The following is an 18,679-nucleotide window of genomic DNA, read 5'->3' on the forward strand; positions in this document are numbered from 1 at the left end:
AAGCCTGCATCAAGGTTTGGAGATGGTGCGCCAGAATGTCGCAGATTTCAAGGCATCGGATGCCTCAAGCAATCAGATGATTAATCACTTGTCCCGCATTGCGGTAAAGAGCCGTGCGGCCGCATCCATTTCAATCTTGCGTTTTGTCATGCGCAGGATCGCTTCGTCGTCCTGACCCCAGAGACCCGCCTGGTAATTTTCATCCACATGCGCCAGTTCCCAGGCCTCATCGGCGGTGAGGAAACCTTCGGCAAAGGCAACAGCCAGAATGGCTGAACCCGTCAGCGTCGTGATCGTATGCAGGCTCGCCAAATCAATGGCATGATCATATTTGCGCAACGTCACAGCAAAAGCGGCAGTGGCCTCGCAGGGTTGCTCCTGATGCATGATGCCTTCGACTAGAATGAACCGCGCGCCCAGAACATTGTAAGCCCAGTCCATCACCGGGTCCCATTTGTCACCTTGCAGCGACACCAGTTCCTTCGGGCTGTCGGCGCGATAGCAGAGAAGGTCGGACGAGGAGAAGCGCAGGATATCTTCATGCACAGCCTGCGGATCGGTCGCTATGCCATCGAGTGCGGTGTTGACGAGGCGCGTGAGCGGCATCTTTATCGGATCAATGACAGTCGCTTGAGCATCCCATTCTTCGGCCAGCAACTGTGCAACAGCTCTATTGGGAACTTCGAGCGTTGCCTTTGCTGGTGTCTTGACCGTGCGTCCATCAAGAAGGATCGTCCAGCGATCCCCCTCACCTCCGACTGTCACCTCTTTATAAAAACGCTTCGGCAACGGCGCTTTCATGGCAATCTGGGCGCGCTTGACCGGATCGGGATCAGACAGATGGTCGGAAAGATCTGTGAGGATGTTACGCATGGTTCAAAACCTGTTCGATCAGTGTGGGCAGTTCAGCAACGTTTTCCGCGATCAAATCCGCGCCCGTCAATTTCAGTTCTTCTAAGCTGCCATAGCCCCATGATACACCAATGGCGCGGGCACCGGCAGCTTTTGCCATTTCCATATCGTATCGTGCATCGCCGATGACAACCGTGTCAGCCGGATTTATACCGGCCTGATAACAGCACTCGGTCACCATGGCCGGGTGCGGTTTGGACGGGCAATCATCGGCGGTGCGGGAAACGAAGAACAGCTTTTCAAACCCATGAGTGCTGCAGATCATATCCAGGCCACGGCGCGACTTTCCAGTCACGGCACCCAGAATGACATCGTCTTGAGCGTGCAGCGTTTCCAGCACTTCGCTGACCCTGGGAAACAACGGCTCTTGAAATCCTTCGGCTCTCACCGTTCCAAAAAGCGACTTGTAATGCGCCATCATGCGCACGCATTCTTCGTCGGCATGGTCCCGGCCAAGCATATGGGCAATCGCAATATCGAGCGTAAGGCCGATAATCGCACGGGTCGCCATTTCCTGTGGGTCCGGCTTTTCAAAAGCGCGGAAGGTGCGGCGCATGGTTTCGTGAATCAAGGCAACGCTATCGACAAGCGTTCCGTCGCAATCGAAAAGAACGAGCTTCAATCGTTGTCCTCCTGAGGCTCCGTTTCGAAGCCGAGCAGGTTCCAGCTCTGCACCATATGCGGAGGCAAAGGTGCCGTGACCCGCAACCGCCCGCCAGAGGGATGCGGAATATCGATGTGGCGCGCGTGAAGATGCAACCGGTTCTGCATGCCGCCGGGAAAACTCCAGTTGATATCAGCGTCGAAATATTTCGGATCACCGATGATCGGATGGCCGATATGGGCGGCATGCACGCGAAGCTGGTGGGTGCGCCCCGTATAGGGCTCCATCTCCAGCCATGCGAGGTTCTGCCCGGCCTGTTCGCGCACCCGGTAAAAGGAAATTGCGTGGTCTGCACCGGTTTCGCCGTGTTCGCAGACGCGCATCTTGTCACCATCCGGTGTCTGCTCTTTGACGAGCCAGGTGGAAATGCGGTTTTCGCGTTTTCTCGGCACACCCTTGACCAGCGCCCAATAGGTCTTGTGCGTGTCGCGCTCGCGAAAGGCAGCCGTCAGTTTCTGTGCGGCACCTCTTGAACGGGCAATCACCAGCACGCCCGATGTGTCACGGTCCAGGCGATGGACGAGACGCGGCTTTTCGCCCTTCTTGTTGGTCCAGGCTTCCAGCATCTTGTCGATATGGCGCGTGACCCCGGAACCACCCTGTACGGCAAGGCCTGCGGGTTTGTTCAGCACAAAGACCTTTTCATCTTCATGCAAGAGCATGCGCTTCAACAGCTCGCCATCGCCCGAATGTTTCAGCTCCTTGCCGGAAAGCGGTTTGTCATCCTTTGAATCAACATTCATTGGCGGAATGCGCACCGTCTGCCCCGGCTGCACGCGCGTGTCCGTCTTCACCCGACCGCCGTCCACCCGCACCTGTCCCGAACGCAGGAGCTTCTGCAGCGCGCCAAAACCCAGGCCCGGATAATGAACCTTGAACCAGCGGTCGAGACGCATGCCCGCCTCGTCTTCGCTCACTTCGATATGTTCAATACCCGCCATAACCTGCTCTTTCGATCATCTTGAAGCGGCAGCCTTTATACCAGCGAGCGCACCAGCGCCAGCCCTGCGAATACGGCAGCAATGGACAGGACGAGGCTCGACAGCACATAGATGGCCGACAGGCCAAGCGCGCCACGCTCGAACAAGGTCATCGTTTCCAGTGAAAATGCCGAGAAGGTCGTGAAGCCGCCGAGGAAGCCGGTCACGATCAGCACGCGCAGTTCAGACGATGCGTTCATCTTCAGCGCAATAAATTCTGCCAGCACGCCAATCAGGAAGGAGCCAACCACATTCACGATAAATGTGCCCCAGGGATAACCGGGCCCAAAAAAGCGCAAGGCCCAGACGCCGACAAGGTAGCGGAAGGAAGAGCCGACTGCGCCGCCAAGCGCGGCCAATAGGATATGGGGCATGCAATCTCTCCTGAAAATATGGTCTGGCTATGCCTTTGCATAGGCGAAGGCGGCCTGCATTCCAAGATTTTTTGCAACGATCAAGAAGCTGGATTATAGAGTGGAGTCTCTTCCAACCCGGCGAGACGACAAATCCGTGGTCAATGATAAGAACCTATTCGGTGGATTGGCTTTCTTCAAACGTCAGGCGATCACCAGGCAGGCGCAACAGCCATGCCAGCGGCCCCAAGAAGGCGGCGCATAGGTTCTTATTATTTATTGTGAGCTTTTGCCGCCGCGCCCGTCTGACAAAGGCAGGCTTCAATGACCGATACACTCGTGCCCAAAACCCTCAGCGTCCTGAAAGAGGGTTACAGTCTTGACCGGCTGCGCAGCGACGCGCTTTCCGGCCTCACCGTGGCGATTGTGGCGCTACCACTTTCCATGGCAATCGCCATTGCATCGGGCGTGACCCCCGACCGCGGACTTTATACCGCTATCTTTGGTGGTTTCGTCGTTTCACTCTTGGGTGGCAGCCGTCATCAGATCGGCGGTCCGGCTGGGGCCTTTATCGTGCTGGTCGCTGCCTGCGTTGCGAAAAACGGCGTCGAAGGTCTCATTCTTGCAACCGCCATGTCCGGCGTGATGATGATGATTGCCGGATGGTTCCGGCTGGGGCGTTATATCAAGTTCATCCCCTACCCGGTCACGGTCGGCTTTACGGCTGGTATTGGCGTTATCATCTTTGCCAGCCAGATCCATGACCTGTTCGGTCTCAAGATCAACGGCAATGAGCCGGGTCCGCTTCTCGACAAGCTGGTTTTTCTTGCCGAAAATGCATCGACCTTCAGCCCGGCTGCCACGAGCCTCGCGGCAATCACGATCATCATCATTCTGGCGCTCAAGATTTTGCGGCCGAGCTGGCCCGGACTGCTGATTGCGGTCGCACTTTCTTCCCTCGCCGCCTATTTCCTTCATCTTCCCGTAGAGACCATTGGAACGAAGTTCGGCGGAATTCCAAGCAGTGTTCCCATGCCGCATCTTCCCCAGATGAACAGCGATCTCTTCTTTGCCGTTCTGCCGGATGCCGTTTCCTTCACTTTGCTCGGAGCCATCGAATCATTGCTTTCCGCAGTGGTCGCCGATGGCATGACAGGCCGGCGTCATCGTTCATCCATGGAACTGATCGGTCAGGGTGCAGCCAATATCGTTTCCGCCTTGTTCGGCGGAATCTGCGTCACGGGCACGATTGCTCGTACAGCGACCAACGTGCGCTCGGGTGCCACCAGCCCGTTTTCGGGCATGTTGCATTCGCTCTTCCTGCTCATCTTCCTGCTCATCGCAGCACCGCTTGCCAGTTATATTCCGCTTTCGGCACTGGCCGGCGTTCTGGCCTTCGTGGCCTATAACATGGTGGAGAAACATTCCATCAGTGCGCTTTTCCGCTCATCGCGTGCCGATACTGTGGTCCTCCTGGCAACGTTCCTGTTCGTGATCTTCCGCGACCTGACGGAAGGTATCATTGTCGGGTTTACGCTCGGTGCGTTCATCTTTATCGACCGGATGGGCAAGAATATCCAAATTGCGGAAAAGACCGGCGTTCTTGCGGGCCTCGAAACGACAACGGAAGAGACCGAAAGTCCGATCCGGGCAACGGATCCGGATACCGTGGTCTATCACATTTCGGGTGTCTTCTTCTTTGGTGCCGCATCGCATGTCGGCGCGGTTCTCGACCGCATTTCCGACCAGCGTAAAAACTTCATTCTGGATTGCTCTGCAGTACCGTTTCTCGATTCGACGGCGGCTAATGTTATCGAAGGTTCCGTGCGGCGGGCAAAACGCGGCGGCGTGCGCTTCATCATTGCAGGCGCTTCCGACGAAATCCGCCAGATGCTGAAGGCCAATCATGTTTCAGAGCCTGATGTGGAATTTCATCCGACACTTGAAGCAGCCTCAAAGGCGGTTGGCCTCAAGCCTGTGTCATACAGCTAAGGCCTCGACCGCCTGATCCAAAGCTTCGAAGGCCCGAGCAATCACCTCCGGGCCTGCATCCTTCTTCGTGGCGTCGGTCGACAGGATCTGGCGAAAACGGCGTGCGCCCGGCTGACCGTTGAACAGGCCGACCATATGGCGCGTGACGTGCGAGAGACGTGCGCCATCGGCCATCCGTTCAGCGCTATAGGCCATCATCGCATCACGGAGTTCATCGCGCGACAGAACCGGATGGTCGTCGCCATAGATCAGCGAGTCGACCTCTGCGAGAATAGACGCGTTGTGATAGGCGGCGCGGCCCAGCATCACACCGTCGACGTGCTCAAGATGAGATTTCGCGTCTTCCAATGTCAGAATACCGCCGTTGATCCCGATAAATGTGTCGGGATGGTCGGACTTCAGCCGGTAGACAATATCGTAGTCGAGCGGGGGAATATCGCGGTTTTCCTTCGGGCTGAGGCCCTGGAGCCAGGCTTTGCGCGCATGAACCCAGATGGCATCGGCACCGGCATCGAGCACGCGGCTAACGAGTTCGGGCAGCGCTACTTCCGGGTCCTGATCATCCACACCGATGCGGCATTTGACTGTCACCGGGACATTGGAAACCTTTTTCATGGCAGAAACGCAATCTGCCACCAGTTCCGGCGTATTCATCAGGCAGGCACCAAATGTGCCGGACTGTACCCGGTCTGATGGACAGCCGACATTCAGGTTGATTTCGTCATAGCCGAATCCAAGCCCGATTTCCGCTGCCTGAGCGAGCTTTTGCGGATCAGAGCCACCAAGCTGCAGTGCGACCGGATGTTCCTTCTCGTCGAAACCTAAAAGCCGCTCACGTGGCCCATGAATGGCAGCATCTGCCACCACCATCTCCGTATACAGAAGGGCATTCCGGCTCAGAAGGCGATGAAGGTAGCGGCAATTGCGATCCGTCCAGTCGATCATCGGCGCGACGGCAAAGATCTTGGTCCCGTCCTGTTGTGCTTTCCGGTAGAAATCGGTCAATCGATATCTCCTGGCCTTATCCCTTGAACAAGGGAACATAGGGCATTGCGCCGGCCGTCACATCGTCCACGCCATCAAATACCATATTCAGAGCAACATAGAGAATCACCAGCAATCCCACCCAGGCAATCCAGCGGTGGCGGTGCAGAAGCGAGGCTATGAAGGATGATGCAGCACCCATCAGAAGCACGGACAGGGCAAGACCGAAGACCAGCGCACCGGCGTGATCATGCGCAGCACCGGCGACTGCTAGAACATTGTCCAGCGACATGGAAACGTCGGCGATGATGATCTGCACCACCGCCTGGCGCAGCGTCTTGCCCGTGATCCCACCTGCAACCTTGCCGTCGGCGTCGAGATCAGCATTTTCCAATGCCTCCTCGCCTTCCGTCAGTTCGTGATCGGTGACGCGCAACTCCTGCCACATCTTCCAGCACACCCACAGAAGCAGAATGCCACCGGCCAAAAGCAAGCCGGTGAATTCCAGAAGCTGGGTGGCAATGAGCGCAAATCCGATGCGCAATACTGTAGCGACCAGAATTCCGATCAGGATTGCCTTTGCACGCAGATGTTTGTCCAAGCCTGCCGCAGCCATGCCGATGACGATGGCATTGTCGCCCGCCAGCACCAGATCGATCATGATCACCTGGAGAAAGGCATAGATTGCGGTCATATCCAGGCCGATCATTGCAATTCGCTTTCGTTACGCTGGGAAACTCTCGTGGACTCAATATGGTGTTGCAGCAATCCGAATGAAACGGCTGCGGCAATTTGGGCCGAGACGTGCCGTGAAGTCGTGTCGCTGTCAACTGCATTATTCCAAGAAAGGCTTGAAAGCTGAATTCGTTCCATTCAAAACCTTACATAACAATCGGATAAGCGGAGGCTCCCATGGCATTGTATGAACTTGACGGCATTCGGCCTGAAACGCCTGAAAACGAAAACTATTGGGTTGCGCCCGATGCGAATGTGATCGGCAAAGTCATCATCGGCGACGATGTCGGTATCTGGTTCGGCGTTACCATCCGGGGTGACAATGAGGCAATTACGCTCGGGAAAGGCACCAATGTTCAAGAAGGCACGATCATGCATACCGATCCGAGCTTTCCGATTGCGATCGGAGAGGGCTGCACGATTGGACACGGCGCCATTATTCACGGCTGCACAATCGGTGACTATTCGCTGATTGGCATGGGTGCAACAGTGCTCAACGGCGCAAAGATCGGCAAAAACTGCCTTGTCGGAGCCAATGCGCTCGTAACCGAAGGCAAGGAATTTCCCGACAATTCCTTGATTGTGGGCGCGCCTGCGAAGGCTGTTCGTACGCTGGACGATGGGGCCGTCGCTGGTTTGAAGATGTCGGCAAGCCATTATGTGGCCAATTGGAAGCGATTCAAAACCGGCCTGAAAAAGGTCGCCGACTGACATCAGGCGATCGGCATGCCGGAATTTCACCGGCATGCCAGCTTTAAAAATCAATCCAGATTGAAGAGACCCGTATGGGTCACGTTGTGAAGACCGCCATCAATGGGAATCGTTGTTCCCGTGACATAGGCACCAGCCTTGCCGCAAAGATAGAGCGTGGCACCGGCGATATCGCTCGGCAAGCCGATGCGCCCCAGCGGAACCCCCTCACCGACTTTGGCGGCCTTGTCTTCCCCATCGGTGGCAAAAGCCGTCATGCGCGACTGGAATGGTCCCGGCGCGAACGCATTGACCGTGATGCGTTTGGACGCAAATTCCTGCGCGAGGATCTGCGTCAAATGCAAGATAGCGGCCTTTGAGGCGGAATAGGAATAGGCACCATCGGCAAAGGGCATGATGCCCATGATCGAGCCGATATTGACGATGCGGGCCGGATCGCTGTCAGAAGCTGATGCCCTTAAGAGCGGAAACAGATTGCGCGTCAGCGTGAAGGCTGCGGCAACATTGATGTTCATCACCTTTTCCCAGGCCGAGTGCGGGAAATCCTTCATCGGCGCGCCCCAAGAGACGCCGGAATTGTTGAAAAGAATGTGCAGCTTGTCGGTCCGTTTGGCAATCTCTTCGCTCAGCGCATTGATGCCCTCTTCGGTGGACAGGTCGGCGCCAAATCCCTCGGCAGACCCCGAAGCGCCCATGGCGTTCAGTTCATCGGCCACCTTGGCGCAGTCGGCCGCCTTGCGCGAAGCGATAAAGACCTTTGCACCAGCGCTCACCAGAGCCTCTGCCACCATACGCCCAATGCCCGTTGCGCCACCGGTTACCAGCGCCACCTTGCCATCCAACCCGTAAAGGCTCTTCAAATAATCTGCAGTCTGCACCGTCTTGTATCCTCCCATTTTTCGAAATCCCTTTTGTTCTCCGGGATTCCACATTGACGTGGAATCATAATAAGTTCATCCTTGAACAAATTGCAAAAGAAATACTGCGCTGAAGCGCACTGGGAGGATAATCTATGACAGTTCCAGCCACCATGCACGCCCTCTTGCAAAAGGGCGACGGCTATTCGGGCAAGCAGACGGGCATTTCCATCGACACTCTGGAGCCTTATCTGGAATATGCGGAAATTCCGGTGCCGGAATTGAAAGACGGTCAGGTGCTTGTCCGCATGGCCATGGCCAATATCAACCCGTCCGATCTGCATTTCATCAAGGGGGAATACGGTCAGCCGCGCCAGAAAGGCAAGCCGGCCGGCTTCGAAGGTGTTGGCGAAGTTGTTGCGGGCTCAGGAGCCTATGCCGAAAAGCTGATTGGACAGCGCGTGGCCTTTACCGCGACGCCTGATGGTTCGGGAACCTGGGCAGACTACGCCGTGACAGCTGCCAAAACCTGCATCCCGGTCAAGCACGGCATGCTGGACGAAGATGCTGCCGGACATATCGTCAATCCCTTGACGGCGATGGCCATGTTCGACCTCGTTCGAAAGGCCAATACCGAAAGCTTCGTACTCACCGCCGGTGCAAGTCAGCTCTGCAAGCTCATCATCGCGCTTGCCAAAGACGAGGGATACCGGCCGATTGTTGTTGTGCGCCGCAACGAAATGACCGAGCCGCTGAAAGCGCTTGGTGCAGCTTATGTGCTTGATGAAAACGATGCCGATGTCGTTGAACAGTTCAAGCAGATTTCGCGGTCTGAAAAGCCCCGCATCATGCTCGATGCCGTCTCCAACCAGCTGTCCAGCGATATTTTTTTCGCCATGCCCAACAGGGCGAACTGGGTGATCTACGGCAAGCTTGATTCAAGCCCCATCACGGCGCGTGAACTTGGCCAATTTGTCTTCATGGACAAGGTCATCAGCGGTTTCTGGTTGACGAAATGGTTCAACGAAACGTCGCCTGACGAGCAGAAGCGGGTTATCGGCGAGGTTCAGGACCGGTTCATTTCCCGCAAGTGGACCACCGACGTTTCCGCCGTCATTCCGCTTGCTGAGGTGATGGAGAAACTTCCAGCAACGCTTGCCAAGCGCGCCGGCAAAGTCTTGCTCACGCCCTGACGGGTTTTAGGCGCAATTGGCGCAGAGACCGCGGATTTCAACCACGGTCTTTTCCGGCTTGAAGCCCTTTTCGCCAAGCAGGGCTTCAAGCTGATGCTCAACGCCATGGTGATGAAATTCCATCGTGTTGCCGCAGGCGGTGCAGATGGCAAAGCCGGTCAGACCATGCTTGCAGCAGCTCGCGCCTTCATGTGCGCAGGCGATAAAGGAATTCACGCTTTCCAGCCGATGCACCAGACCACGTTCGACCAGCTTTTCAAGTGCGCGGTAAACCTGAAGCGGCGCACGGAAGCCTTCACCGCGCAGTTCGTCGAGAATGGCATAGGCGGTTAACGGCGTTTTGGCATCATTCAGTGCCGAAAACACCAGTGACTGATTGCGGGTCAGATCCTGTGTTTTCATTTCGGTTCTCCCGTTTCTCTTGCAAGGCGAAAAGACGGCACCTGGCTGACAAGGAACATCAACAGGGCTGCCACAACAATCGACGGCCCCGATGGCGTATCGAATTCCAGCGAGCCGCTCAAGCCGATCACCACCGAAACAGCGCCGATCAGTGAGGCCGCAACCGCCATGATCTCGGGCGAGGCCGAAAAACGGCGTGCGGCGGCGGCCGGTATGATCAGCATCGAGGTGATGAGCAATATGCCCACAACCTTGATGGCAATCGCGATCACGGCGGCCATCAACAGCATGAAAAAGAAGCGCGCGCGCTCCGGTTGCAGGCCCTCGGCCTCGGCCAGTTCCGCATTGACCGTGGAGGCCAGCAGGGGACGCCACAGTTTTATAATGGCAAACACGACCAGAACGCCGCCACCCCAGATGATCTGCAAGTCCTGCTGCGTGACCGCCAGAATGTCGCCAAACAGGTAACCGATCAGGTCAATCCTCACCCAGGTCAAAAATGCGGTGATAACGAGGCCTACGGCAAGGGATGCGTGGGACAGAATGCCCAAAAGCGCATCCGTGGACAGCCCGCCGCGCCGCTGCAGAAATATCAGCGCAACTGCCACGACAACAGCCACGGCGAAAATGCTCACCGTCAGATTGACCTGAAACAGCAGTGACATGGAGACACCGAGAAGTGCCGAATGGGCCATGGTATCGCCGAAATAGGCCATGCGCCGCCAGATCACAAAACAGCCGAGCGGACCGGCCATGAGGGCAACTCCAACGCCGGCGACCATTGCGCGAACGAAGAAATCATCAGGCATTGGCGTCTCTCCGTTCAGAACCGTGATCAGCATGCGCATGGCCGTCATGGTGATCGTGATGATGGTGGTCACCGCCATGGTGGTGGCCATCTTCGGGGTGGCAATGGTCGGTCACGCTGCCGTCTGCATGCAGAACGCGACCGTCCGGCATATGCGTGTGATCGTGATGATGGGCGTAAACAGCAATGGCGTTTGCGGCCTTCGGCCCAAAGAGATTTCGGTATTCGGCACTTGCGCTGACCGCTTGTGGCGTGCCCGTGCAGCAGACATGTCCGTTCAGGCAAATCACCGTATCGGTTTCGGCCATCACGATGTGCAAATCGTGGGAAATCAACAGAATGCCGCAACCGGTTCTGCGTCGGATATCGGCAATCAGGTCGTAAAGCGCAATCTCGCCGGAAAAATCGACGCCCTGTACCGGCTCGTCCAAGACCAGAAGATCGGGTTTGCGGGCAATCGCACGCGCCAGCAGTGCACGCTGGAATTCACCGCCGGAAAGATTGGCAACGCTCGCATTCTTCATATGGGCAATACCGACTTCGCCCAGGGCAGCGTCCATCTCGACGTCGCTCAGCGGGCCGGTCAATGTCATCAGACGGCGAACGGTCAGCGGCATGGTCCAATCAACGGCCAGTTTCTGCGGGACATAGCCGATTGCCAGACCAGGCCTGCGCGTCACCCTGCCCTCGGTCGGCTTGGCAATGCCCGTCGCCATCTTCACGGTTGTGGACTTTCCCGAGCCGTTTGGCCCAATGAGTGTGACGATCTCGCCGCGATGCACATTGAGCCCAACACCACGCACGAGCCATCGTGCGCCACGCTGCACACCGGCATTTTCCAATGAAATCAGGGACTCAGCCATCCCGGAAGCCTCGCTGTCATTTTTTCAAAATTCAATCTTGCTTCTTCCATATGGCATACGTTATAGCGTAACACAACAAACGTAATAACATTACATAGAGGTTCCAAAATGAATTTCAAACAAACGCTTTCTCGTACCGGCTTCGGCTTGCTGCTGTTTGGTATGGCCGGTGCAACGCCGGCCTTGGCCGCGCCATCGGTTGTGGTTTCCATCAAGCCGCTGGAATCGCTGGTCGCCTCGATCATGAAGGGGGTTGCCACGCCCACCCTCCTCGTGAAGGGGGCCTCTTCGCCGCACACCTATTCCATGCGTCCCTCCGATGCCGAAGCGCTGCAAAAGGCAGACGTGGTCTTCTGGGCGGGGCCGGCTCTGGAGCGTTTCATGGAAAAACCGCTTGATGCACTGACCGGCGACAATGTGGTCGTGTCGTTGATGGAGGCTCCGGGCGTACAGCTTCTCGCCCCCCGAGAAAACGGCAATTTCGAGCCTCACGACCACGATCATGAGCATGCTGACAGCCACGACCATGAACATGAGCATGCAGAAGGTCATGACGATGCCGATGGCCATGAAGACGACCACGACCACGCAGCCCATGACGGTGAAGAGGAAATCGACCCGCATTTCTGGCTGGATCCTGAAAATGCGCGTGCCGCAGCCAGCACCATCGTTTCGGTTCTGAGTGCTCAGGACCCGGAAAACGCGCACCTCTATGCCGAAAACGGCGCGGCACTGGATGCTCAACTGGTCACACTCGAAGATCAGTTGCGCACGGAGTTGAAGCCGCTTGCCGACAAGCCGTTCATCGTTTTCCATGATGCTTATCAGTATTTTGAAAAACGCTTCGGCATCACCGCTGTCGGCTCGATAACCGTCAATCCGGAAGTCCAGCCAGGCGCTGCGCGCATTGCGGAGATCGATAACAAGATCCGGTCTCTTGATGCCGTCTGCATCTTTTCCGAACCGCAGTTTGCGCCAAAGCTTATTCAAACGCTTGCCAGCCAGGATAATGTCCGCAGTGGCGAGCTTGATCCGATTGGAGCAACCTTGCCCGAGGGCCCCGAGATGTATCCTGCTCTCCTCAAGGCGCTTGCAGACAATCTGAAGGGTTGCCTGATACCATCTTAAAGTGGACGAAGGCCCAAACTTCGCGCCCGGCTCTTGCCGATGCAGACCCCCTTCTGCAAAATTCGGCTAATGAGTCGGGCGATTTCTGTTTGTTGTTCTCCGGCGGTGACACAAATAAGGGGCTCCCATTGTCAGAAGACGCCTATTCAAAAGCGCTTGAGGCTTTCAAGGCCGGTGATCTCGAAACCACTTTCAACGTCATAAACTCCATTCTCGGTGACAGTGGCGCTACCGACGTGCGCGTCCTGCCCTTGCTGGGTGATGCCATGGTTGCAGCCGGCATGACAACGGAGGCGGCTGAAGTGTTCGAACGCGCGGCAACGACTGAAAGCCCCGACACGGCTGCCCTGCTTCAAAAATCGATGATGCTTTATGATCGGGCCGGAAACGAGGAAAAGGCATTCTGGATCGCCCTGCAGCTCAACAAGCTCACGCCCGATGACGTGGATGTCGCCTATATATTGGTGCGCGGTTTTCTCGAGCGCGGAGAAATCGAGCTTGTGGAAGCATTCAAGAAAAAGCTCATCAACAGTGACAATCCCGATCACCTTGCGCTTGCGTCCAAGGTCGTTGGTGGTCAGGGTTTCAGCGAGGAACATCTGACGCTTTACAAAAAGCTCTATGCGCTTGCGCCCGACCAGGGTCAGATTCTCTTCTCGCTCATGGAGTTCGCATCGATCTATTGCGATTTCGATACGATTTCGGCGCTCGAAGCGCGCCTCGCCGAGGAGAAAGCTGCCGGCAACGACGATATTTTCCGGCTCGATTTCCCGCGCCACAGCCTGATGTGGACGATGGACGAGCGGATCAACGCGCTTGCCGAAAATGTCAACGACCTGCCGCAGCTGCCGGAAGGCCTGGAATATGTTCGTCGCGCGCAGCCGCACGAGTGGGGCGACAAGATCAGGGTGGGATACCTCTCCAATGAGTTCTGGGACGACCATTCGACCATGCGTCTCCTGCAGACGGTTCTGACGGCCCACGACAAGGACAGGTTCGAGACGACACTCTTTTGCTATACACCACGCGATTTCATTGCGATGGACAGCGGAAACCGCCAGAAATGGGGCCGTATCATCTCCATCGAAGACATGGGCGACGAGGATGCGGCGGAACTTATCAAGTCCGAAAATATCGATATTCTGGTCGACCTGAAGGGTATTACAGGCGGTGCCCGTCTCGGGCTGATGAACTGGCTGGCAGCGCCTGTTCAGGTTTCTTGGCTTGGCTATCCGGCCAGCACGATCAACCAGGATGTGGACTATATCATCGGTGACCAGATCGTTCTGCCGGACAGTTCCAAGCCGTTCTACCATGAGAAATTCTGCCGGCTGCCGGAAACCTACCAGCCGAACGATCCAGAATACCGCACCCTGCCGGCTGCCGCTTCGCGTGCTGAATTGAACCTGCCGGAAGACAAGATCGTGATTGCCGCCTTCTCCGTGCCGCAGAAAATCACGCCCGAGACGATGAACCTCTGGCTGGCGATCCTCAAAAAGGTCCCCAACAGCGTTCTTTGGATGATGAGCTTCAGCGAACTGGCAGAGCAGAACATCATTCGGCATGCGCTCATGCAGGGCATTATGCCGGATCGCCTGATTTTCGCGGAAAAAGTCTCAAACCACGATCATATCGCGCGTCTGCAGGCCGCCGACTTTGCGGTCGACACCTTCCCCTATAATGGCCACACGACCACATCGGACAATCTTTGGGCCGGTTTGCCGCAGGTCACCCGCAAGGGTGGTCATTTTGCCTCACGGGTTTCTGAAAGCCTGCTTTCGGTCATCGGGCTTGATGAACTGGTGGCGAGCGATAACGATGACTTCGTCAGAATTGCAACCGAACTGGCCAACGACAAGGCGCGTGTTGCAAGCTTGAAGGCAAAGCTCAATGAAAACCGCTTCCGTGCACCGCTCTTCGACGCCGAACGGTTCTGCCGCCATCTGGAAAGCGCATTCGAATCCATGGTGGCAAAAGCGAAGGCCGGCGAGGACCCGGATCATTTCGACGTCCCTGCCCTGCCACCGCGCGAAGCGCCGTTTATGTAAAGCCGCAGCTTGTATTGTTGAACGCAAAACGCCCGGACAATGATCCGGGCGTTTTGTGTTCAAAGACACGCAATCCTGCTCCGGCTCAAGCGGAAAAGGACTGCTGGTCCATCAGGAAAGCTTCCAGTCGCCCCACGGGCCGTGACTGCTTGCCTTGCCATCAAGGCGTTCGAACCCATGGGCTCCGAAGAAATCGCGCTGAGCCTGTATCAGATTGGCTGTGCCGCGCGACTGCGTATAGGCGTCGAAATAGGTCAAGGCGGAGGCCAGTGCCGGAACCGGAAGCCCGTTGGTGACGGCCAGCGCCACCACGCGCCGCAGCGCCGGCAGCGATTCTTTCACCATCTGCGAAAAAGCCGGTGTCATGATCAGGTTCGAGACATCGGGATCAGCCGTAAAGGCACTGGTGATCTCATCCAGAAACTGCGAACGAATGATGCAGCCGGCGCGCCAGATTTTGGCAATCGTCGGCATCGGCAGGTTCCAGGAAAACTCGCTGGAGGCTTCCGCCATGACCGCGAACCCTTGCGCATAGGCTGCAATCTTGGCCGCAAACAGCGCCAGTTCAAGATCGTTTTTCAGCGCATCATCCACCGCGACCTTTGAAGACTTCGCGCCGAAAGCAGCTTCCGCTTTTTCGCGCTGGTCTTTCATCGAGGAGAGAACGCGGGCTGCGACAGCAGCTTCGATCGCTGTTGCAGGCACACCCATCTGCTGCGCCTCGATCACCGACCATTTGCCGGTGCCCTTTTGCCCGGCCTTATCGAGGATCATCTCCACCATCGGGCCATCGCCCAACGGATCATCAGCGTTCAGAACCTTCTCCGTGATCTCGATCAGGTAGGAGTTGAGCCGACCCTTGTTCCATTCGCCGAAGACTGCACCGATCTCCTTGGAGCCAAGATGTCCGCCGTCACGCAAGATGCCGTAGATTTCGGCAATCATCTGCATGTCGGCATATTCGATACCATTATGGATGGTCTTGACGAAATGGCCGGCACCATCATTGCCGAGCCAGGCCACGCAAGGTTCGCCATCGAACTTGGCAGCAATCGAGGTCAGCACCTTTTCCACGCGCGCGTAAGACTCCGGCGTACCGCCAACCATGATCGATGGTCCGTGACGGGCACCTTCTTCACCACCCGATACGCCCATGCCGATAAAGGTCAGGCCGGAATCCTTCAGCCCCTCGAAACGGCGGATCGTGTCGCGGAAATTGGCATTGCCGGCGTCGATGATGATGTCGTTATCAGCCAACTGGTCACGCAAAGCATCGATCTGCTGGTCAACGGGTTCGCCAGCCTTGATCATGATGATCACCGGACGCGGCGGACGGATGGCCGCCACAAACTCTTCCATCGTGTGGCAGGGAATGATCCGCTCCGCAAGCGCGCCGGCTTCTGCGTAAAACTCGTCCGTCTTTTCGGTCGTCCTGTTGAAAACCGCAATCCGGTTTCCCTTTTCGGCGATGTTCAGCGCCAGATTTGCGCCCATCACGCCAAGACCAATCAAGCCAATTTCCGCTTGCTCCACGATAAGACTCCTTCGCTATAATTTGCTTCTTTCTCGCACCGGGTATCAGCGGATGCAAGCAGGAATACAGCCAAGCTTGGAGCGCCTCAGTCTTCCGGCTGGTCTTCTCCGTCATCGAGGACGCGCCAGGCCGCGCCGTCCAGATCCTCGTATTGTCCGCTCTTGAGCGACCAGAGGAAGGCGATAAGACCGAGCGCACCCATCAGCAGGGCAACGGGGATCAAAAAAACCAGAAGATTCATGATGCCAGCACCGCGGACGAGCTGACAGAATCGTCCTTTGCGTCTTCGCGGCTCTTCTGCCCACCACCGCGAAGACGAAGCGCATTCAAGACGACGACGATGGAGGAAGACGACATGGCAATGGCGGCCACCAAAGGCGAAACGAGGCCTGCAAGCGCCAGGGGGATTGCAATTGCATTGTAAACCACTGCAAAGCCGAAATTCTCCCGGATCAAACGGCCTGCCTTGCGAGAGACGGCGATCGCGGTCGCGACTGCATCCAGCCCTTCATGCATGAACACGAAATCGGCGGCCTGGCGACCGACATCGGCTGCTGTGGCAGGTGCCATGGAAACATGAGCAGCAGCAAGCGCCGGCGCATCGTTAATCCCGTCGCCGGTCATCAGCACCTTGCGTCCTTGCGCAGACAACGCCTTCACGGCATCAACCTTGCCGCCCGGACGAACGCCCGATTGCCAGCTTTCAATGCCCAGGCGGCGCGCAATGGCCGCAACAGCGCTTTCGCGGTCACCTGAAAGAATGGAAAGCGAAAACCCGTTATTGCGCAGGTTCGCAATTGTTGCCTGTGCGCCGGGGCGCAGCGAATCTTCGAACTGAAATGTGGCCAGCGGCTCACCATCGAGGCTCAGCACCGTTTGGCTGCCCTCGCCCGTCGATGCCACACCAGAGGCGAATTCACCGGTTCCAAGACGCCAGATGCCGCGATCGGTCTTGCCCTCCAGACCGGCGCCAGCAACCTCTCGAACGTCGCGCATCGCAGCACCGCCACTCCTATAAGCGGCCAGCGCTTTTGAAAGCGGGTGGTTTGAGTGCGAGGCCAACTCGGCAGCCTGGGCCAGAATGTCCGGAGCGACCTCAGCCGCGTTGGTCAGGCGCGGACGTCCGGCGGTCAATGTGCCGGTCTTGTCGAAAACCACCGTATCGGCCTCGGCGAGACGTTCCATCGCGGAACCGTCCTTGACCATGATCCCGTCCTTGAACAGCCTGCCGGCAGCCACGACCTGCACCACCGGCACGGCCAGTCCCAGTGCACAGGGGCACGTGATAATCAAAACGGCGATCGCGATCGTCAGCGCATGTTTCCAATCACCGGAATAAAGGCCCCAGACAATCAGGGCGGCGAAAGCAAGCGTGTGCACTGCCGGCGCATAGATATCGGCGGCCCGGTCAGCGATGCGCCGATAGCGCGCCTTGCCGCCCTCTGCGGCTTCCATCAACTGGATGATTTCGGCAACGAAGGAGTCGCGCATCGCGGCTGTGGCTTCGGCAACCAGCGACCCTGTGAGATTGAGCGTGCCGCTGCGCAAGCTCGTGCCGACTGCAACGGTCACCGGCATGCTCTCGCCATTGACGATCGACATATCGACATCGCTCGCGCCTTCGCGCACCACGCAATCCACCGGGATGCGCTCGCCGGCGGCAATCACGATGCGCTCGCCGGGCACGATTTCATCCACAGGCCGGAACTCGCGCATGCCATCCTCGGACAGCACGGTTGCGCCACGCGGCACGAGCCTTGCAAGCCCCGTAATGGCCGAACGCGCACGGTCGCGCATCAGATGGTCCAGTGTGCGACCGATGAGCAGAAAGAACAGAAGCGATACCGCCGCGTCAAAATAGGCTTCGGCACCGTGATGCATCGTTTCCCAGAGCGACATGCCGTAAGACAAAGTGACGGCAATGACGATTGGGACATCCATGTTCATTCGGCCATGGCGAAGTGCATTGAACGCGGATTTGTAAAAGTGCTGGCCCGCATAAATGATGGTCGGACCGGCAATTGCTGCCGATATCCAATGAAACAGATCGCGTGTTGCCGCGTCTGCGCCCGACCAGACGGAGACCGACAGCAGCATGATGTTCATCGCCGCAAAACCGGCAACGGCCATGGAGCGCAATAGAAGATTGCGTTCACTGTCCGCCTCTTCGACAGCGGCTGAAAAGAGGTGCGACTCATAGCCGACTGCCGCAATTGCGCCCACCAGCTTTGTCGGGTCAGTTCTTTTCCCGTCGATCTCTTCCTTCCACACAAAGGTCACCCGCTTGGTGGAGAGATTGACGCGCGCGCGCTCCACTTCTGGCTCTGCCTTCAGGGCTTTCTCGATTGTCGAAATGCAGGCGCCGCAATAAACACCGGGCACGGCCAGTTCGGTCTGCCGCCGGCCATTGTCCAATTGGCGTGAGGCCATCCACAATTCATCGGAGGGTGGCAGTTCGTGGAGCGCCTTTTCGGCCTCCATTGCACCTTCGGCTCCAGCAGCACAGCAGCTCATG

Annotated in this window: 18 protein-coding genes; 5 read left to right on the forward strand and 13 right to left on the reverse strand. The window is 57.1% G+C overall.

Annotated elements, in window-relative coordinates; translation table 11 throughout:
• Positions 1 to 84: 84 nt before the first annotated feature.
• Genes NHF56_RS08035 through crcB form a run of 4 tightly spaced genes read right to left on the reverse strand, consistent with a single transcriptional unit; the run spans position 85 to position 2,930 of the window.
• Positions 85 to 873, reverse strand: coding sequence for an ATP12 family chaperone protein (locus tag NHF56_RS08035; protein WP_252803199.1), 789 nt, complete (start codon positions 871 to 873; stop codon positions 85 to 87).
• A complete protein-coding gene (locus NHF56_RS08040) occupies positions 866 to 1,534 on the reverse strand; it encodes an HAD-IA family hydrolase (protein WP_252803200.1) in 669 nt (222 codons plus the stop codon). The genes NHF56_RS08035 and NHF56_RS08040 overlap by 8 nt, the downstream gene beginning before the upstream one ends.
• Positions 1,531 to 2,517 carry an RluA family pseudouridine synthase gene (locus NHF56_RS08045; protein WP_252803202.1) on the reverse strand — a complete coding sequence of 329 codons (987 nt, stop codon included), beginning with the start codon at positions 2,515 to 2,517 and terminating at the stop codon, positions 1,531 to 1,533. The genes NHF56_RS08040 and NHF56_RS08045 overlap by 4 nt, the downstream gene beginning before the upstream one ends.
• A 35-nt stretch (positions 2,518 to 2,552) precedes the next feature.
• On the reverse strand, positions 2,553 to 2,930 hold the full coding sequence (gene crcB / locus NHF56_RS08050) for a fluoride efflux transporter CrcB (protein WP_252803205.1): 378 nt from the start codon (positions 2,928 to 2,930) through the stop codon (positions 2,553 to 2,555).
• 303 nt (positions 2,931 to 3,233) lie between these two features.
• On the opposite strand from crcB, the gene NHF56_RS08055 reads away from it, so the two are divergent.
• The gene (locus NHF56_RS08055) at positions 3,234 to 4,901 is read left to right on the forward strand and encodes a SulP family inorganic anion transporter (protein WP_252803207.1); all 1,668 of its coding nucleotides are present in this window, start codon (positions 3,234 to 3,236) and stop codon (positions 4,899 to 4,901) included.
• Here the strand turns inward: NHF56_RS08055 and dusA are convergent.
• Together dusA and NHF56_RS08065 are read right to left on the reverse strand one after the other, a co-directional pair.
• Positions 4,890 to 5,945 carry a tRNA dihydrouridine(20/20a) synthase DusA gene (gene dusA, locus NHF56_RS08060; protein WP_373456264.1) on the reverse strand — a complete coding sequence of 352 codons (1,056 nt, stop codon included), beginning with the start codon at positions 5,943 to 5,945 and terminating at the stop codon, positions 4,890 to 4,892. The genes NHF56_RS08055 and dusA overlap by 12 nt on opposite strands.
• Positions 5,923 to 6,594 (reverse strand): YjbE family putative metal transport protein, encoded by a 672-nt coding sequence (locus NHF56_RS08065; RefSeq protein ID WP_252803209.1) that lies wholly within the window; start codon positions 6,592 to 6,594, stop codon positions 5,923 to 5,925. Before NHF56_RS08065 ends, dusA begins: the two co-directional genes overlap by 23 nt.
• A gap of 203 nt (positions 6,595 to 6,797) precedes the next feature.
• On the opposite strand from NHF56_RS08065, the gene NHF56_RS08070 reads away from it, so the two are divergent.
• The gene (locus NHF56_RS08070) at positions 6,798 to 7,331 is read left to right on the forward strand and encodes a gamma carbonic anhydrase family protein (RefSeq protein ID WP_252803210.1); all 534 of its coding nucleotides are present in this window, start codon (positions 6,798 to 6,800) and stop codon (positions 7,329 to 7,331) included.
• Positions 7,332 to 7,381: 50 nt separating this feature from the next.
• Here NHF56_RS08070 and NHF56_RS08075 read toward each other — a convergent pair whose 3' ends face one another.
• Entirely contained in the window at positions 7,382 to 8,227 is an 846-nt protein-coding gene (locus NHF56_RS08075) for an SDR family NAD(P)-dependent oxidoreductase (RefSeq protein WP_252803212.1), read from the reverse strand.
• Between the two features lie 116 nt (positions 8,228 to 8,343).
• Here NHF56_RS08075 and NHF56_RS08080 point away from each other — a divergent pair, with 116 nt between their 5' ends.
• A complete protein-coding gene (locus NHF56_RS08080) occupies positions 8,344 to 9,381 on the forward strand; it encodes an alcohol dehydrogenase catalytic domain-containing protein (RefSeq protein ID WP_252803214.1) in 1,038 nt (345 codons plus the stop codon).
• Positions 9,382 to 9,387: 6 nt separating this feature from the next.
• Here the strand turns inward: NHF56_RS08080 and NHF56_RS08085 are convergent, their stop codons facing one another.
• The 3 genes from NHF56_RS08085 to NHF56_RS08095 are packed head-to-tail and all read right to left on the reverse strand — an operon-like array spanning position 9,388 to position 11,454.
• The gene (locus NHF56_RS08085) at positions 9,388 to 9,783 is read right to left on the reverse strand and encodes a Fur family transcriptional regulator (RefSeq protein ID WP_252803216.1); all 396 of its coding nucleotides are present in this window, start codon (positions 9,781 to 9,783) and stop codon (positions 9,388 to 9,390) included.
• Positions 9,780 to 10,592, reverse strand: a complete 813-nt coding sequence (locus NHF56_RS08090) for an iron chelate uptake ABC transporter family permease subunit (protein ID WP_252804926.1) — start codon at positions 10,590 to 10,592, stop codon at positions 9,780 to 9,782. The genes NHF56_RS08085 and NHF56_RS08090 overlap by 4 nt, the downstream gene beginning before the upstream one ends.
• Entirely contained in the window at positions 10,585 to 11,454 is an 870-nt protein-coding gene (locus NHF56_RS08095; RefSeq protein WP_252803218.1) for a metal ABC transporter ATP-binding protein, read from the reverse strand. Before NHF56_RS08095 ends, NHF56_RS08090 begins: the two co-directional genes overlap by 8 nt.
• A gap of 108 nt (positions 11,455 to 11,562) precedes the next feature.
• Between NHF56_RS08095 and znuA the strand changes: the two genes are divergently transcribed.
• Both znuA and NHF56_RS08105 read left to right on the forward strand, forming a co-directional pair.
• Positions 11,563 to 12,582 (forward strand): zinc ABC transporter substrate-binding protein ZnuA, encoded by a 1,020-nt coding sequence (gene znuA, locus NHF56_RS08100; protein ID WP_252803220.1) that lies wholly within the window; start codon positions 11,563 to 11,565, stop codon positions 12,580 to 12,582.
• A 128-nt stretch (positions 12,583 to 12,710) separates the two neighbouring features.
• Entirely contained in the window at positions 12,711 to 14,630 is a 1,920-nt protein-coding gene (locus NHF56_RS08105; protein WP_252803221.1) for a hypothetical protein, read from the forward strand.
• A gap of 111 nt (positions 14,631 to 14,741) precedes the next feature.
• Here the strand turns inward: NHF56_RS08105 and gndA are convergent, their stop codons facing one another.
• The 3 genes from gndA to NHF56_RS08120 all read right to left on the reverse strand — a co-directional run bounded on the left by gndA (position 14,742) and on the right by NHF56_RS08120 (position 18,678).
• Positions 14,742 to 16,163: an NADP-dependent phosphogluconate dehydrogenase gene (gene gndA / locus NHF56_RS08110; RefSeq protein ID WP_252803223.1), complete on the reverse strand. Its 1,422-nt coding sequence runs from the start codon at positions 16,161 to 16,163 to the stop codon at positions 14,742 to 14,744.
• An 86-nt stretch (positions 16,164 to 16,249) separates the two neighbouring features.
• Positions 16,250 to 16,405 (reverse strand): cbb3-type cytochrome oxidase assembly protein CcoS, encoded by a 156-nt coding sequence (gene ccoS / locus NHF56_RS08115; protein WP_252803225.1) that lies wholly within the window; start codon positions 16,403 to 16,405, stop codon positions 16,250 to 16,252.
• The gene (locus NHF56_RS08120) at positions 16,402 to 18,678 is read right to left on the reverse strand and encodes a cation-translocating P-type ATPase (protein WP_252803227.1); all 2,277 of its coding nucleotides are present in this window, start codon (positions 18,676 to 18,678) and stop codon (positions 16,402 to 16,404) included. The genes ccoS and NHF56_RS08120 overlap by 4 nt, the downstream gene beginning before the upstream one ends.
• Position 18,679 lies beyond the last annotated feature (1 nt).

The organism is Rhizobium sp. L1K21 (assembly GCF_024055895.1).
GTDB lineage: Bacteria > Pseudomonadota > Alphaproteobacteria > Rhizobiales > Rhizobiaceae > Ensifer_A.